At 63.7% G+C, this 14,973-nt stretch carries 17 protein-coding genes; all 17 read left to right on the top strand.

The window, feature by feature from the left end; genetic code table 11:
- Positions 1 to 105 precede the first annotated feature (105 nt).
- The 17 genes from HGB10_08810 to HGB10_08730 all read left to right on the top strand — a co-directional run bounded on the left by HGB10_08810 (position 106) and on the right by HGB10_08730 (position 14,955).
- A complete protein-coding gene (locus tag HGB10_08810; protein ID NTU71900.1) occupies positions 106 to 2,058 on the top strand; it encodes an acetate--CoA ligase in 1,953 nt (650 codons plus the stop codon).
- A 42-nt stretch (positions 2,059 to 2,100) separates the two neighbouring features.
- Positions 2,101 to 2,391, top strand: coding sequence for a putative addiction module antidote protein (locus HGB10_08805; GenBank protein NTU71899.1), 291 nt, complete (start codon positions 2,101 to 2,103; stop codon positions 2,389 to 2,391).
- A gap of 93 nt (positions 2,392 to 2,484) precedes the next feature.
- The gene (locus HGB10_08800; GenBank protein ID NTU71898.1) at positions 2,485 to 2,634 is read left to right on the top strand and encodes a hypothetical protein; all 150 of its coding nucleotides are present in this window, start codon (positions 2,485 to 2,487) and stop codon (positions 2,632 to 2,634) included.
- A gap of 1 nt (position 2,635) precedes the next feature.
- Positions 2,636 to 3,142 (top strand): GNAT family N-acetyltransferase, encoded by a 507-nt coding sequence (locus HGB10_08795; GenBank protein NTU71897.1) that lies wholly within the window; start codon positions 2,636 to 2,638, stop codon positions 3,140 to 3,142.
- A 143-nt stretch (positions 3,143 to 3,285) separates the two neighbouring features.
- Positions 3,286 to 4,224: an aldolase gene (locus HGB10_08790; protein NTU71896.1), complete on the top strand. Its 939-nt coding sequence runs from the start codon at positions 3,286 to 3,288 to the stop codon at positions 4,222 to 4,224.
- A 131-nt stretch (positions 4,225 to 4,355) separates the two neighbouring features.
- On the top strand, positions 4,356 to 5,276 hold the full coding sequence (locus HGB10_08785) for an acetyl-CoA carboxylase carboxyltransferase subunit beta (protein NTU71895.1): 921 nt from the start codon (positions 4,356 to 4,358) through the stop codon (positions 5,274 to 5,276).
- Between the two features lie 17 nt (positions 5,277 to 5,293).
- Positions 5,294 to 6,247: an acetyl-CoA carboxylase carboxyltransferase subunit alpha gene (locus tag HGB10_08780; GenBank protein ID NTU71894.1), complete on the top strand. Its 954-nt coding sequence runs from the start codon at positions 5,294 to 5,296 to the stop codon at positions 6,245 to 6,247.
- Positions 6,248 to 6,252: 5 nt separating this feature from the next.
- Positions 6,253 to 7,224 carry a 6-phosphofructokinase gene (pfkA, locus tag HGB10_08775; GenBank protein NTU71893.1) on the top strand — a complete coding sequence of 324 codons (972 nt, stop codon included), beginning with the start codon at positions 6,253 to 6,255 and terminating at the stop codon, positions 7,222 to 7,224.
- 106 nt (positions 7,225 to 7,330) lie between these two features.
- Positions 7,331 to 8,005: a hypothetical protein gene (locus HGB10_08770; GenBank protein ID NTU71892.1), complete on the top strand. Its 675-nt coding sequence runs from the start codon at positions 7,331 to 7,333 to the stop codon at positions 8,003 to 8,005.
- A gap of 115 nt (positions 8,006 to 8,120) precedes the next feature.
- Positions 8,121 to 10,064 carry a DUF2075 domain-containing protein gene (locus HGB10_08765; protein NTU71891.1) on the top strand — a complete coding sequence of 648 codons (1,944 nt, stop codon included), beginning with the start codon at positions 8,121 to 8,123 and terminating at the stop codon, positions 10,062 to 10,064.
- The gene (locus HGB10_08760) at positions 10,061 to 10,405 is read left to right on the top strand and encodes a nucleotide pyrophosphohydrolase (GenBank protein ID NTU71890.1); all 345 of its coding nucleotides are present in this window, start codon (positions 10,061 to 10,063) and stop codon (positions 10,403 to 10,405) included. The genes HGB10_08765 and HGB10_08760 overlap by 4 nt, the downstream gene beginning before the upstream one ends.
- Before the next feature lie 297 nt (positions 10,406 to 10,702).
- Positions 10,703 to 11,254, top strand: coding sequence for a hypothetical protein (locus tag HGB10_08755; GenBank protein NTU71889.1), 552 nt, complete (start codon positions 10,703 to 10,705; stop codon positions 11,252 to 11,254).
- A 240-nt stretch (positions 11,255 to 11,494) separates the two neighbouring features.
- A complete protein-coding gene (locus tag HGB10_08750) occupies positions 11,495 to 12,022 on the top strand; it encodes a hypothetical protein (protein NTU71888.1) in 528 nt (175 codons plus the stop codon).
- Complete coding sequence (locus HGB10_08745) at positions 12,019 to 12,552, top strand: hypothetical protein (protein NTU71887.1); 534 nt, start codon at positions 12,019 to 12,021, stop codon at positions 12,550 to 12,552. The genes HGB10_08750 and HGB10_08745 overlap by 4 nt, the downstream gene beginning before the upstream one ends.
- 85 nt (positions 12,553 to 12,637) lie before the next feature.
- Positions 12,638 to 13,330 carry a hypothetical protein gene (locus HGB10_08740; GenBank protein ID NTU71886.1) on the top strand — a complete coding sequence of 231 codons (693 nt, stop codon included), beginning with the start codon at positions 12,638 to 12,640 and terminating at the stop codon, positions 13,328 to 13,330.
- A gap of 179 nt (positions 13,331 to 13,509) precedes the next feature.
- Positions 13,510 to 14,490, top strand: coding sequence for an arsenic resistance protein (locus HGB10_08735; GenBank protein NTU71885.1), 981 nt, complete (start codon positions 13,510 to 13,512; stop codon positions 14,488 to 14,490).
- A gap of 99 nt (positions 14,491 to 14,589) precedes the next feature.
- Positions 14,590 to 14,955, top strand: a complete 366-nt coding sequence (locus HGB10_08730; protein NTU71884.1) for a dinitrogenase iron-molybdenum cofactor biosynthesis protein — start codon at positions 14,590 to 14,592, stop codon at positions 14,953 to 14,955.
- Positions 14,956 to 14,973: the final 18 nt, after the last annotated feature.

Below are 14,973 nucleotides of genomic sequence, written 5' to 3'. Positions count from 1 at the left end.
GCCGCCGGCCGTCCGCGCCCGCGCGGCCTCGCGCCCACGTGCGAGCCCACACCGCCGCCCGCCCGCCGCGTCGCGCCGTTCACCCGCTCGAATCCGTCCGACCGCATGCCTGCGCGGTATCGTGCGCCCAAACCGACATCGTGGGGAGGACGCCCCGTGGAGCTCATCAGTCCCGTCATCAAGCGCTGGATCTACAACGCCGAGCAGAACCCCGAGGAGTTCTGGGCCAAGGCCGCCGAGCCGCTGCCGTGGCTCAAGCCGTGGGTGCGCACGTTCGAGTGGGATGCGCCCACGTTTCGCTGGTTCGTAGGCGGCGAGACCAACCTCTCGTACAGCGCGCTCGACCACCACGTGGCGACCGGCCGGGGCGACGCCGAGGCGCTCATCTACTTCAACGAGCGCGGCGATGTACGCCGCTTCACCTACGCGGAGATGCTGGAGCAGGTCGAGCGTATCTCGGCGGCGTTGCGCGGCATGGGCGTCACCAAGGGTGACCGCATCACCGTGTACATGCCCACGTGCCCCGAGGCGATCATGCTCATGCTCGCGACGGTGCGCATCGGCGCGATCCACTCGGTGGTGTTCGCGGGATTCGGTGAGAACGCGCTGGCTGACCGTGTGCAGGCGAGCGGCTCCAAGCTCGTGTTCACCGCCGACATCACCTATCGGCGCGGCAAGGACATCTCGCTCAAGCCGATCGTTGATGCGGCTATGGAGGACGTCGACTGCGTGGAGCACGTCGTCGTGCTCAACCGAGCGGAGACGGCGCCCGCGATGAACGAGCCGCTCGACGTGGGCTGGGACGCCTTCCTCGCAGGTGGCGAGGGGCACTCCGGCACCTACGAGCGCATGGAGTCCAACGAGCCCGCATTCATCCTCGCTACCTCCGGCACCACCGCCAAGCCCAAGCTCGCGGTGCACACGCACGGCGGCTATCAGGTTCACGTCGCCGCGATGGCGCGCTGGGTCTACGGCCTGACGCCGGATGACGTGTGGTGGTCAGGCTCGGACATCGGCTGGATCGTGGGCCACAGCTACATCGTGTACGCGCCACTCGTCGTGGGCTGCACGACCTGCGCGTTCGAGGGCGCTCTCGACTTCCCGGCGGCAGAGGCCACGTGGAAGCGCGCCGTCGAGGAGTTCGACGTCACGGCGATGTTCACGTCACCGACAGCCGTGCGTCTGCTCATGCGCTACGGCGACGCGCCGCTCAAGTCGATCGGCTACGGACCGCTCGAGCGCGTGTTCTGCGCAGGAGAGGTGCTCAACGCGCCGGCGTGGGACTGGCTGCAGAACACGGTGCTGCAGGGCCGCGTGCCGGTCATCGACCACATGTGGCAGACCGAGACGGGCGGGCCGGTGTTCGGCAATCCGTACGGTCTTGGGATGATCCCGATCAAGGCGGGTTCGGCGGGTATACCGCTGCCGGGCATCGAGGCCGAGGTCGTCGACAACGACGGCAACCCGGTCCCCGCGGGCGAGAAGGGCATCATGGTCATCAAGCGGCCGTTCCCAGGCCTCATCGCCACGCTGTGGGGCGAGGAGGAGCGCTACGGGCGCGACTACTGGTCCAAGATCGAGGGCGTCTACTACACCGGTGACGCGGCGATGATCGACGAGGACGGCTACGCGTGGTTCGCCGGGCGCGCCGACGAGATCATCAAGATTGCCGATCACCGCATCGGAACCGTCGAGGTCGAGAGCGCGTTCCTCATGCACCCGAGCGTGGCCGAGTCGGGCGTCATCGGACGCCCCGATGAGCTGCGCGGCGAGATCATCAGCGCGTTCGTCGTGCTCAAGAACGGTGTGGAGCCGAGCGAAGAGTTGCAGAAGGAGCTGCTCGCGACGGTGCGCCACGAGCTGGGTCCGGTCGCGGTCATCGGCGAGATCAACATCGTGTCGATGCTGCCCAAGACGCGAAGCGGCAAGATCATGCGCCGCGTGCTCAAGGCGGTCACGCTCGACCGCGATCCCGGCGACATCACCACGATCGAGGAAGAGGGCTCGGTCGAGGACGCGCGCCGGGCGTGGCACCAGATGAAGGCGGAGCTGGGGTAAGGGCGCCTTGCGTATGTGTATTGTGTAGGATACACTCGGTTCATGGAAGAGAAGCGGACGAAGACTCACTACTGGGATGTGTCGCAGCATCTGGACACCGATGAAGCCATCATGGCGTACATCGATGCAGCGCTCGAAGCTGATGATCCTACGTTGCTCGCAGCGGCCCTGGGCGATGTCGCACGTGCCAAGGGTATGACGATGATTGCGCGTGAGACCGGTCTCGGGCGAGAGAGTCTCTACAAGGCGCTGTCTCCGGAAGGGAACCCCGAGTTCGGCACTGTCCAGAAGGTGCTTCGATCGCTCGGGCTTAGGTTGCGCGTTACGGCATAGATCGATTCGGGCGACGACCGCCGCCGTGGGTCGTCGCAGTGGTGGTATAGACTGTGCTGGAAGCAGTTTTCGGGTGCAGAAGGGAGGCGCAGCATGGCAAAACCAATCGAGCCGACCCCGGTTCTAAAGGGGCGCGACGCGAAGCGACTCCTGAAGAAGGCCGCCAGTCCGGATCGTTCTCAGGAGAAGAAGCAGTACTTGGCCGAGTGCGCTGCGGCGTACCGCAAGTATCTGGCGAAGTAGCGTGTCCGGGCACGAGTTCAGATTCGAGCGCCTCACGTCGAAACACGATGTCAGGCGTTTTGACTGCGGCGACTCAGACCTGAACGAGTTCCTCCAGTGCGACGCGTTGCCGTATCAAGAGCAGCATCTGGCTGGCACCTATCTGGTGTTCGACGGAGCGCAGTTGGTGGCGTATTTCTCGATCGCAGCAGACGCAATAAAGTTGGAGCTCGATGAGCCGCCAACCGCTTGCATCGAGAAGGCCATTCGGACCTACCCCGCGCTGAAGCTGGCGAGACTCGGTGTGCACAAGGAGCATCAGGGGCGCGGCATCGGGAATGAGCTCGTGAAGGTGTGCGTTGGTGTTGCCATTGCCATGCACCAGCGCCTTCACGTCGGCTGTCGTTTCGTCACGGTGGACGCGTATCCAGACCGGGTCGACTGGTACTTGCAGCGGGGGTTTGAGCGAAACAAGGCCTATGTCAATCGAAGGAACACGGCCAGCCTGCGCCTAGAGGTCATCGCCTGACGCGCCTTGCCCTCCGTTCACCGCTCACCTGTGGCGCCCGCGCCTCGCTTCGCGTACCCTATTCCTCGGTCTGTAACGGCTGGGGAGCGGGGCTCCGCGGCCGTATGTGTTCTGTACATGCAACGTGCGAGGAGGGGCTCTTCATGCCGACAATCACCCGTGATCTGGTTCGCGTTCCGGCCGACGTTCCGGCAGAGATGCGTGAGCGCTACATCGACAACTACATGAAGGCGACGCGCGGCACCGGTCGTCTCATGCTGTTCGCGTGCGACCAGAAGGTCGAGCACCTGAACGACGACTTCTTCGGTGAGGGCATCGACCCTGCTGACGCCGAGCCGGAGCACATGTTCCGCATGGGTAGCCAGGGCGTCATCGGCGTGCTCGCCGGCCAGCGCGGCCTCATCGCGCAGTACGCCGCCGATTACCCCGAGATCAACTACCTCGTGAAGATGAACTCCAAGACCCACCTCGTGGGCACGAGCCAGGACGATCCCTACTCGCCGCAGCTCTACGACATCCAGGTCGTCGCCGACCTCGTCGACAATGGCGTCAACGCCGTGGGTATCGGCTACACCATCTACCTTGGCTCGGAGTACGAGTCGACCATGATGTCGGAGGCCGGTCAGCTCATCGCCGACGCTCACGCACTGGGCCTCGTCGTCGTGCTGTGGATGTACCCGCGTGGCAAGGCCGTCACCGATGAGAAGAGCGCACACCTCATCGCCGGCGCCGCCGGTACCGCGTGCTGCCTGGGCGCCGACTTCGTGAAGGTCAACCCGCCCAAGGGCGACGACGCCGGCAGCTCGGCGCAGAAGCTCGTCGAGGCCTCGAAGTCCTCGGGTCGCACCGGTCTCGTGTGCGCCGGCGGCTCGACCGTCGACGCGACCACGTTCCTCACCCAGCTCTGGGAGCAGATCCACGTTGGTGGCGCCGTGGGTAACGCCACCGGCCGCAACCTGCACCAGCGCTCGCTCGATGAGGCCGTCCGCCTCACCAAGGCGATCAGCGCCATCACGCTCGCGGATGCCGATGTCGACACCGCGCTTGCGATCTTCAACGGCGAGAAGGACTTCTCGCTGTAGGCACGATCACGCAGCGGAACGCAGCTTTCGCGCCGCGGCACCATTCGGTCATTGGCGACCGGGCGGTGCCGCGGTGTCATTCAGGGGTAAGGTAGACCAAGTAGTACGAATAGGTAGGCGGCAGAACACAGATGTCGATCGCTGATTGGTTCAAAGCACGCGAGACGAAGCGCTACACCTCGGTGGGCGGCGATACTACCGCTGCGCCCGCCGGCAACACCGACGTGCCCGACGGCGTCTGGATCAAGTGCGACAGCTGCAAGCGCATCATCTACGAGGGAGAACTCGCCGAGACGATGCGCGTCTGCAAGACCTGCGGCTTCCACTTCGACGTCACCGCGCCCGAGCGCATCGAGCAGCTCGCCGATGAAGGCAGCTTCGTCGAGATCGACGCCGGGCTGACTCCTGGCGACCCGCTCGAGTTCGTCGCCTCGAAGGCCTACGTCGACCAGCTCGCCACCGCCACGGAGAAGTCCGGCCGCAACGAGGCGCTCATCTCGGGCCGAGCGACCATCGGCGGCTCGCCGGTTGTGCTCGCCGTGATGGACTTCCGCTTCATCGGCGCGTCGATGGGTTCGGTCGTGGGCGAGAAGGTCACGCGCGCGTTCGAGCTCGCCACCGCGGAGAAGCTCCCCATCGTCATCGTGACCGCATCGGGCGGCGCGCGCATGCAGGAAGGCATGATCTCGCTCATGCAGATGGCGAAGACGAGCGCAGCCGCGCACCGTCACGCCGAGGCGGGCCTGCTCTTCATATCGATACTCACCAACCCCACCTACGGCGGCGTCACCGCGAGCTTTGCGGTGCTCGGCGACGTGATCGTGGCCGAGCCGGGCGCGATGATCGGCTTCGCGGGCCCCAAGCTCGTCGAGCAGACCATCCGCCAGAAGCTCCCCAAGGGCTTCCAGACCGCCGAGTCGCTCATGAAGCACGGCATGGTCGACGCGATCGTGCCGCGCGAAGAGCTCGCCGAGCGGGTCGCGCTGCTGCTGGGCTACCTCGCACCCGCGGGCGCGCCCACACCTTCGCGTAAGGCGGGTGAGGCGTCGTGAGCAAGCCGCGCTACATCATGGAGTTCGAGCGCCCGCTCATTGACCTCGAAGCGAAGGTGGACGAGCTTCGCCGCCTCGACCTGGCCGACAACCCGGACCTCGCACACGAGATCGACGAACTCGCCGCTCAGATCGAGCAGTTGCGTCACGACACGTACCAGCACCTCTCGCCGTGGGACCGCGTCCAGATCTCGCGCCACCCCGAGCGCCCCAAGACGCAGCACTATGTCGAGCAGCTGTTCGACGACGTCATCGAGATCCACGGCGATCGCGCGTTCGGCGACGACGAGGCGATCTTCGCGGGCCTGGGCACGATAGGCGGTCGCAAGGTCGCGATCCTGGGTCACCGCAAGGGCACCAACACCAAAGAGAACATCCGTCGCAACTTCGGCAGCCCGCATCCCGAGGGCTTCCGCAAGGCGATGCGCGTCATGGACCTCGCCGATAAGTTCGGGCTGCCCATCGTGAGCTTCCTCGACACCGCGGGCGCCGCTCCGGGCCTCGAGGACGAGGAGCGCGGCCAGGCGTGGGCGATCGCGGAGTCACTCGCGAAGCTCTCCGCCGTGCGCGTGCCGGTGGTGTGCGTGGGGATCGGCGAAGGCGGATCCGGCGGCGCGCTCGCGATCGGCTTTGGCGACCGCATCATGATGCTCGAGAACAGCTACTACTCCGTGATCAGCCCGGAGATGTGCGCGCAGATCCTGTACAAGGACACCAAGCAGGCCGAGCCGGCCGCGTCCTGCCTTAAGATGACCGCCGAGGACCTCGTGGGCCTTGGCATCGTCGACGAGGTGCTGCCCGAGCCCGAGGGTGGAGCGCACCGTGCGCCCGCCGAGGTGTTCGCGGCTGTGGGTCCCGCGATCGAGCGCGCGCTCGATGCGCTTGCGGGCACCGCGCCCGACGCGCTCGTGGCCGCGCGTTACGAACGACTTCGTGCAGTGGGCGTGTTCGGCGACATCGCGGGGGAGTGAGCGGCATGACGCTGGGCAGGCCGAGGATCGCGGTTCTCACGAGCGGCGGCGACGCACCCGGTATGAACGCCGCCATCCGCTCGGTCGTGCGCACGGCCATCGCCGGCGGTGCCGACTGTGTAGGCATCGAGCACGGCTACGAGGGGCTGCTCGAGCGGCTGTTCCACCCGCTTGGGGTGGGCGACGTGGGCGGCGTCCTGGACCGTGGCGGCACGTTCCTGGGCACCTCGCGCTCCGAGCGCTTCATGCAGCCCGAAGGTGTGGCCGAGGCGGCTCAGATCCTCAAGTCCGCCGATGTGACCGGACTTGTGGTCATCGGTGGCGACGGCAGCTATCGCGGCGCCGAGGAGCTTTCCGCGGCCGGCATGCCATGCGTGGGCGTGCCCGGCACCATCGACAACGACATCTCCGGTACCGACACCTCGATCGGGTTCGACACGGCGCTCAACACCGTGGTCGAGGCCGTGGGCAAGGTGCGCGATACCGCATCGAGCCACGAGCGCACCTTCGTCATCGAGGTCATGGGCCGCACAAGCGGCATCCTCGCGACGTACGCGGGCCTTGCGGCCGGTGGCGACTGCATCCTCGTGCCCGAGGTCGAGTGGTGCCTCATGGACGTCTGCGACACCGTGGCCGCTGGGGTGCGCCGCGGCAAGAAGCACTCGATCATCATCCTCGCCGAGGGGGCCGGGCACGCCTTCGGGCTTGCCGAGGACCTGCAGAAGTCGTGCGGCCATGACGTGCGCGCCGTGGTGCTGGGGCACGTGCAGCGCGGCGGTTCGCCCAGCGCGTTCGACCGCATCTACGCTTCGCGCCTTGCCGAGAAGGCCGTGGCCGCGCTGCTTGCTGGCGACACCGGCGTGGCGGTGGGGCTGCGCGGCTCCGAGATCTGCGTGTACCCGCTCGCCGAGGCATACGCGCGGCAGCACCCGCTGCGCAAAGAGATCTACTCGCTGGCCGAGGTGCTGGCGCGGTAGAGACGAGTCGCGCTGCTGGGTGTACCATCCTCTTCATGGACTATCGGCATCGCTGAGGTGCTACTGGTGGGGGCCAGTGCTCAGCGACATATTTAGGGGGTCCCACGTGAAACGTCGCTTCGTTGTGTGCCTGATGCTATGCGCGCTTACTGCACTCTCGGTCGTCTGCATGCCGGCGACAGCCTTGGCGAAGAAGGGTACGAAGCTCGGTGTCACGCTCGCAAACGGCTACTCTTGGGAACATTACGACCTATCGCCGGTCCTGAACGCAACACTGAAGAAGTCTGCAGGCGGCGCGATGAAGGGCGTGTACGTGTCGCTGTATTACAACGGGGTGAAGAAGGCGTCGAAGAAGACCAGTTCAACGGGCGCAGCCTCTTTCAATCTCAATCTGCCAGGAACCGACTACCACGGACAGTGGCAGGTCAAATACGCTGGCAACGCAACTTACAGGCCGTCCGCATCTGCCAAGAAGCGAACTAATCGCCACTTCCACTTTGAAGCAGACGAACTGGTGCCCGCGTACTACGACTACGACGGGGACTCCGCTAACGAGTACGTGGTGAACATCCGACTGAAACTCTACGCTGGCGAAGTCTATTCGCTGTACAGCGAAGCGAGCACGCTCAGGATGATTAGCGGGGACGCGGACCCGTCAACGGAAGTGTATCCGGGGATGTATGCCGAGCAGCTAGGGTCCTTCACGGCGCCCCTGACCGACTACTACGACATATGGATGGAGTGCGGTAGCGGTAGCACGATGACCGTATGGCTATGGTAGACAGTCTTCGAATCGCCCCGCGCTTCTTGGGTGATGCACTCACGTGATCCGCTGCTATGCTTCGGCGCAGCAGCATCACTCTGGCTGCGCAGGTCTCGAGTGCAGGGGGCGCTGAGTGCTCGTCTATCAAGCCACAAAGGCCGACTTTGTCGATGATGTCACCAACGACGCGATTGTCGAACGCATCACTGAGGTCTTCGAAGAGCGCATTCACCGAGTGAACGTGGCCGAGGTGAACTCCTGGCGCAACTCAATGCAGTTCATGCACAACGTGCTGATCGCGCCCGAAATTCCCGATGACTGCGGCGTAGCGATCGAGTTCAAGGTTCCGTACACCAACAGCCGAATCGACTTCCTGATCTCGGGGTACGGCGAGGGACAGGCTGAGGCCGCCGTCATTGTGGAGCTGAAGCAGTGGCAGGAGCTCGAGTTAGTTGAGGGCCAGGACGCTGTCGTTCGTACCTTCACCGGAGGAGCCAAGCGTAACGTCAGTCATCCTTCGTATCAGGCGTGGTCGTATGCGCGGATGATTGAGGACTACAACGAAGCGGTTCGCCAGCGTGAGGTCGTTCTCGCGCCGTGCGCGTACCTGCACAACTACAAGCTCGGCGACGGCTACGATCCGCTGCTAGACCCGTCCTACCTTGAGTACCTAGAGTTGGCACCGGCGTTTTGTAGCGGCGATGCGAAGCGCCTGCGCGCGTTCATCTGCGACCACATCAGCCGAGGCGACCATGGTCGCGTGCTCTTCGAGATTGAGGCGGGCCGGCTGCGCCCGAGCAAGTCGCTGCAGGATTCGCTTGCGAGCATGCTCGATGGCAACCAGGAATTCGTGATGATCGATGACCAGAAGGTCATCTTCGAGATGGCTGTGGAGCTCGCGCAACGTGCGCAGTCCACTGGGACTCGACAGGTACTCATCGTTCGTGGCGGACCAGGGACCGGCAAGTCGGTCGTCGCGGTCAACCTGCTTGTGCGGCTGACCGGCGAGGACATGGTTGTTCAGTATGTGTCGAAGAACAGCGCGCCGCGGAACGTGTACGCGAAGAAGCTTCGCGGGGCCAAACGCACGCTGTCGTTCATCAACGGACTTTTCAAGGGGCCGGGCATCTACTACGAACATAGGGGCGCGCCGCTGGACGCGCTGATTGTTGACGAGGCGCACCGGCTCAACGAGAAGTCAGGCCTGTACGGCAATCTCGGAGAGAACCAGATCAAGGAGATCATCTCGGCGTCACGGTTTAGCGTGTTCTTCATCGATGAGAGCCAGCGCGTGACCATCAAGGACATTGGCTCCGTCGGCGACATCGTCGAGCATGCTACGGCCCTCGGCGCTGAAGTTCACCATACCGAGCTACGCTCGCAGTTCCGCTGCAATGGGTCTGACGGGTACTTGGACTGGCTGGATGACACTTTGGGGATTCTTGCGGCCGAGCAGGCGATTCATGATCTCGACTACGACTTCCGAGTCATCGACGACCCGCATGAGTTGTTCCGGCTTATCGAGGAGCGCGACGAGGCCGGTACACCAGCGCGCGTAATCGCGGGCTACTGCTGGGAGTGGCCGAAGGCCACGCAGGGCAACCCCAATCATGCTGATGTCGTCATCGCCGAGCACGACTTTGCGCGCAGCTGGAACGTCAACGACAGCGGCACATGGGCCATCGATCCAGGGTCCGTGGACCAGGTTGGATGCGTGCATACGTCGCAAGGGCTCGAGTTTGATTACGTAGGAGTGATCATCGGCGATGACATGCGCGTGGCGGACGGGGCGGTAACCACCGACTTCACCGCAAGAGCTAGGACCGATGCCTCGCTCAAGGGGATTAAGTCGATAGCCGCGTCGGACCCTGCGCGTGCCCAGCGAATCGCCGACGAGGTTATCCGCAACACGTACCGAGTGTTGATGACGCGCGGCATGAAGGGCTGCTACGTGTTCTGCACTGATCCGCACTTGGCGGAGTACCTTAAGTCGAAGCTGCCGGTCGGGCGAGCTGAGTATCGTGCCGGTTTCAACGATGGGTTGATGGCGGCAGAAGATGGGGGAGCGAGCAGATGAGTCTCGAGGCAATCACGCAGCAGATTCTGGAGTTTCGGGATGAGCGCGACTGGAAGCAGTTTCATTCGCCGCGAAACCTCGCGGCGTCGATCAGCATCGAGGCAGCTGAACTGCTTGAACTGTTCCAGTGGGCCTCGGATGATGCCGTGCCGGCGGTAATCGAGAGCAAGCAACAGGAACTGGCGGAGGAGCTTGCTGATGTACTCATCTACGCCTTGCTTCTGGCGGCTGACACTGGCGTTGATGTTGAAACGGCCGTAACCGCGAAGTTGGGCCGCAACCGCGAGAAGTATCCGGTCGACAAGGCGCGTGGCGTATCGACCAAGTACACGGAGCTCTAAGCCTCGATGCCTATCCCCAAGTGCACAACGTAGGGGGCGAGATTGAATACGTACCTCTTGGCTTGGAACCCCAAGAACTACCCGTGGGGTTCTCTCGAGGATGAACTGCGGGGAGCGAAGCGACCCGCATCGTCTTGGGTCCGGTGGAGTGTCGGACACAGCCGAAGCATCCGACCGGGCGACCGGCTCTTCCTGATTCGACTAGGCCAAGAGCCGAGGGGGATCGTTGGATCGGGCTGGGCAAAGTCAGAACCATTCACTGAGCCGCACTGGAATCCGCAAAAGGCCGCCACTGGTATGGTCGCCAACTACGTTGATATCGCGTTCGATGCGCTCTCCGAGCAACCCACGTTGCCGCTGCAGGTTCTGCACATGCCACCGTTTGACGGCTATCACTGGAGCACTCAGGTTTCGGGAGTGCGCATACCCGCGAACCTTGCCGTTGAACTGGAGGAGGTGTGGTCCGCCGCTGTAGGCGCGCGCGGCATCGGCTTCCCTGATGAGATGGGCTCCGCGGACGAGTTCCCTGAAGGCGGCTCGCGCCAGGTCTACGTGAACAAGTACGAGCGCAATTCGGCGGCACGCGAGACATGCTTGCGACACTTCGGCCGGAGCTGCAGCGTTTGCGGGATGACCTTCGATGAACGCTACGGCGCAATCGCCTCCGCATTCATTCAGGTTCACCATCTGAAGCCCCTGTCGGAGATCCGGACGAATTACTCGGTTGATCCGGTGGAGGACCTCCGACCGATCTGCCCGAACTGTCACGCGGTCGTTCATCTTCGACGGCCGCCGCTGACAATCGGCGAAGCGAAAGAACTGCTTGGCGCCAGAGTGCCTGACTCATAACTGGGCCCTGCACCCGTCGGGAAGAGGCAGGACTTCACCGCATCCCACTCGTCGGGTCAACACCCCGACGGACTAGGACTGCTCAAGCCCAATCAAGCGATTACTGACCCTCCAGTCCAGTGACTCCGATACCGTCGGACTGGGGCGTGCCCCGTAACCGCCCGGACAGCTGGCCTTGGTTGACCAATTTCGTATTGAAGAATAGTATTCTTCAATAGGAAATTGAGTGAGAGGGTCCCCATGACTCAAGCGGCGGGCATGGATCGTGACAGGTTGCTGTCGAAACTCCGGGAGCTCGATCGGGCTGTCGAGTTGAGTTTCCCTGGCAGCGTGTTCGAGCTCGTCATAGCCGGCGGTGGGGCGATGGTGCTACTTGGTGTCATAACGAGGCCGACAGAGGACATCGATGCGCTCAAGTTCCCGAAGCAGCTTGTATCGCTGATGGCGAGTTTCGGCATGAATGGCCAGATTGCCGCATACGGGCCGAACTTCCCGTACAACTACGAAGACCGGCTCGTCCTCGTCGACTTCCCTTTTACGGCGCTTCGTTGTCAGACGCTCGCGCTCGAGGATCTCGTCGTATCGAAGTTGTACTCGAGCCGAGAGACTGACATCGATGACATACGGCAGCCCGCGGTACTGGAGGCGATTGACTGGGAGCGACTGGCCGCTTCGGTCGAAGAAGCCAAGCTGAGCGCGATGAACGACGATCGTTATCACGAGTTGCTTTGTGCCTACGATGCGTACAGAGAGGAGTGCAAGCCATGAGGCAGTTGACCTTTGAGGGGTATCTGAAGTCCTACGTTGGCTATCTGGCCGACAGCCGATCGAGCAGCCCGACTCGTTTGTGGGCGTGCGCTCGAACTCACCCTCGCGTCGTGGAGCCGCTCCTTCTGTTTGCGGTCGTATCCGGTCGTTCGGGCACGCTCCTTCCGGAGCTGGAGTCAAAGCCGCACCTAAGCAACGAACTGCAGTTGCTCGAGAAGCTGCACGACTCAGGCGCACTCGAATCGGCTTTGGGCAGTGAAGATTCACAGCTAAGACCGGAATACCGCAAGGTCTGGCGAAGCTACGTGGTCCGCCGGGACGCGCACCTTCGCGACGCCGACCTCAAGCGAGTTGCGCGTGAGCGTGTCTTGGAGCTTGAGCCCACTCGCCACGTATCTCGCTACCAGATGGCCAAGTCCCTGGGGCTCAACCCGGGGAACCTTCACGCCTTTCTGGCCCAAGGCAACGTCGCGAAGCTGTCACTCGATCGAGCCTACGCCCTCGTGGGCTTGCTCTCCGCAGCTCAGTAGCCGGAGCTGGGGACCTCGGCCCCGATATACAACCGCCTGTCTGCTACGCTGACCCAGCGGGCCGTTCAGGGGACGGGGAGTCCGGATGCTTGAGGCAATCGGTATTGCTGTAGTCGCCCAGCTAGCGCTGGTGATCAGCGGTCTCATCGTGTACCGCTTCACCCTGTCGGACAAAGTGATCGGCCTGATGGCCGGTTTCGGTGTCGGCTCGCTCATCGAGGCGGTCGCATTCGATCTGGTCGCGGAGTCCAAAGGTCTTGCCGGGTGGGAGTTCGGGCTCTGGATGCTGCTGGGCGCCGCCGTCTTCCTCGTGGGGGACTGGATCGTCGAGAAGCGCTTCTCGGAAGAGGGCTCCGGGCAGGCGATGGGCATCGTTGTCGGATCGATCGTCGATGGCGTGCCCGAATCGGTCATCTTCGGCATCCAGGTGGCCACGGCGTTTCCGCTTTCGCCCAGCTTTCTGATCGCCGTGTTCATCTCCAACTTCCCGCAGGCGCTCGCTCCGTCAGCCGACCTCGCGCGGGCCGGCTGGAAGCGGGGCAAGCTCGTAGGGATGTGGAGCCTGGTTCTCGTCGCGTGCGGGGTCGCATCCGCACTTGGATGGGGACTGGCGAACTACTTCTCGGACATCACCGGCGACAGGATGGCTGCGCTTGCAGCCGGCGGCCTGCTGTCGATGATCGCCGTCTCGATGATGCCGTTTGCAGTGCAACGCGGCGGCAACCTCGTCGCAGTGGGCGTCGTACTCGGCTTCTGCCTTCCGCTCATCCTCGGGTGATCCATCGGGGATAGCCCGAGAGCCAGAGCCGGCGGCGGCGCTGCTTTGCATCCGGGTCGGCATGTGTCTAGAATACCCCCGAGGGTATACGGTCCCGCCGTTCGGTCAGGCTGCCGTCCTCATTTCGCAGCCCGGAAGGAGACGGTGTGACCACGCAAGCAGCAAATCCACTCGTACGGATGCTCACGGGACTGTCCAAGCAGCTCGTCATCTTGATCCCGCTGGCCATGATCCTTGGGCTGGTGGCGGGCAAGCTCTTCGACCTGTCGGGCGCCAAGGTGCTCGTGCTCCCGCTCACGATGTTCATGGTCTACCCGATGCTCGTGAACTTCCGCCCCGTCCAGGCCTTCAACATGAAGGACTCCAAGGCGGTCGGTATCGCGATGGCACTCGACTTTGTCGCTCTGCCGCTCATCGCCTGGGGTCTCGCGATGCTCTTCTTCCGTGACGAGCCCGGACTGTACGTGGGGATGGTGCTCGCGGGGCTGTTCCCCACAAGCGGCATGACGATCTCGTGGACGGGATTTGCCAAGGGCAACGTCGCAGCCGCGGTCAAGATGACCGTCATCGGACTGATCGCTGCATCGCTGCTGGCGCCGCTGTACCTCTCGGCGTTCGCCGGCAAGGTCGTGCCCGTCGATCTGCTCGGCGTGCTGCAGACGGTGTTGCTCGTGGTGGGCGTGCCCATGGTCGCAGGCGTGCTGACGCGCGTCGCGATCACTCGCAGGGTGGGGCAGGAGCGCTTCACCAAGGAGATCGCTCCCATCTTCCCGGGCGTGTCGACGCTCGGCGTGCTCGCGATCGTGTTCGTGGCGATTGGCTTGAAAGCGCAGATGATCCTGGGCAATCCCCGGATGATTCTGGTCATCGCGGTGCCGCTCGTGATCTTCTACGGGGTCAACTTCGTCCTCTCAACGGTCATCGGCCGAGCGATGCTCCCGCGCGGTGACGCGATCGCGGTCGTCTATGGCACGGTCATGCGTAACCTCTCGATCGCACTCGGTATCGCGGTGGCGCAGTTTGGTCCGGAGGCTGCGCTCGTGCTCGCGCTCGCCTACATCGTCCAAGTTCAGTCCGCGGCATGGTATGTGAAGGCCACCGATCGGGTATTTGGTCCAGTGGCGCCCGTGGCAATCGCCGACGCCCCTGTGATACCCTAGGGGGTATAGTACGAAGCAATTCCGTGCGCTACGCCGAGTGCGTATCGCAACGGTCATCAAGCTCCGAGGATCAGAGAGGCAAGCGACATGACAGGCACACTGAAGATCGCGATTCCTTCGAATGGCGCCGGCGGTTTGGATGCAGAACGCTCCGCGCACTTCGGTCACGCTGATTCGTTCACTGTCGTTGAGGTCACGGACGGTTCAATCGCCGGAAGCGAAGTCGTCGTCAACCCGCCGCACGAGCACGGCGGCTGCGGGATGACGGTTGCGATGCTGGCCCGAGCCGGCGTCAGCACGGCCATCGTCGTCGGTATGGGCGGCGGTCCGCTTCGCGCGATGAGCGCCAACGGCATGACGCCCCTGTTCGACGATGTGTCGCCCACGCCGCGTGCGGCGGTCGAGGCGTTCTTGGGCGGTAAGCGCATCGAGTTCGGTGCGGACAACGCCTGCCAAGGGCACTAACCTGCACCATTCGCTCAC

The sequence above is a fragment of the Coriobacteriia bacterium genome, assembly GCA_013334745.1.
In the GTDB taxonomy this organism is placed as follows: domain Bacteria; phylum Actinomycetota; class Coriobacteriia; order Anaerosomatales; family JAAXUF01; genus JAAXWY01.
The sequence above is the reverse complement of the archived record's forward strand: the minus strand, read 5'-3'. Positions and strand labels throughout refer to the sequence as shown.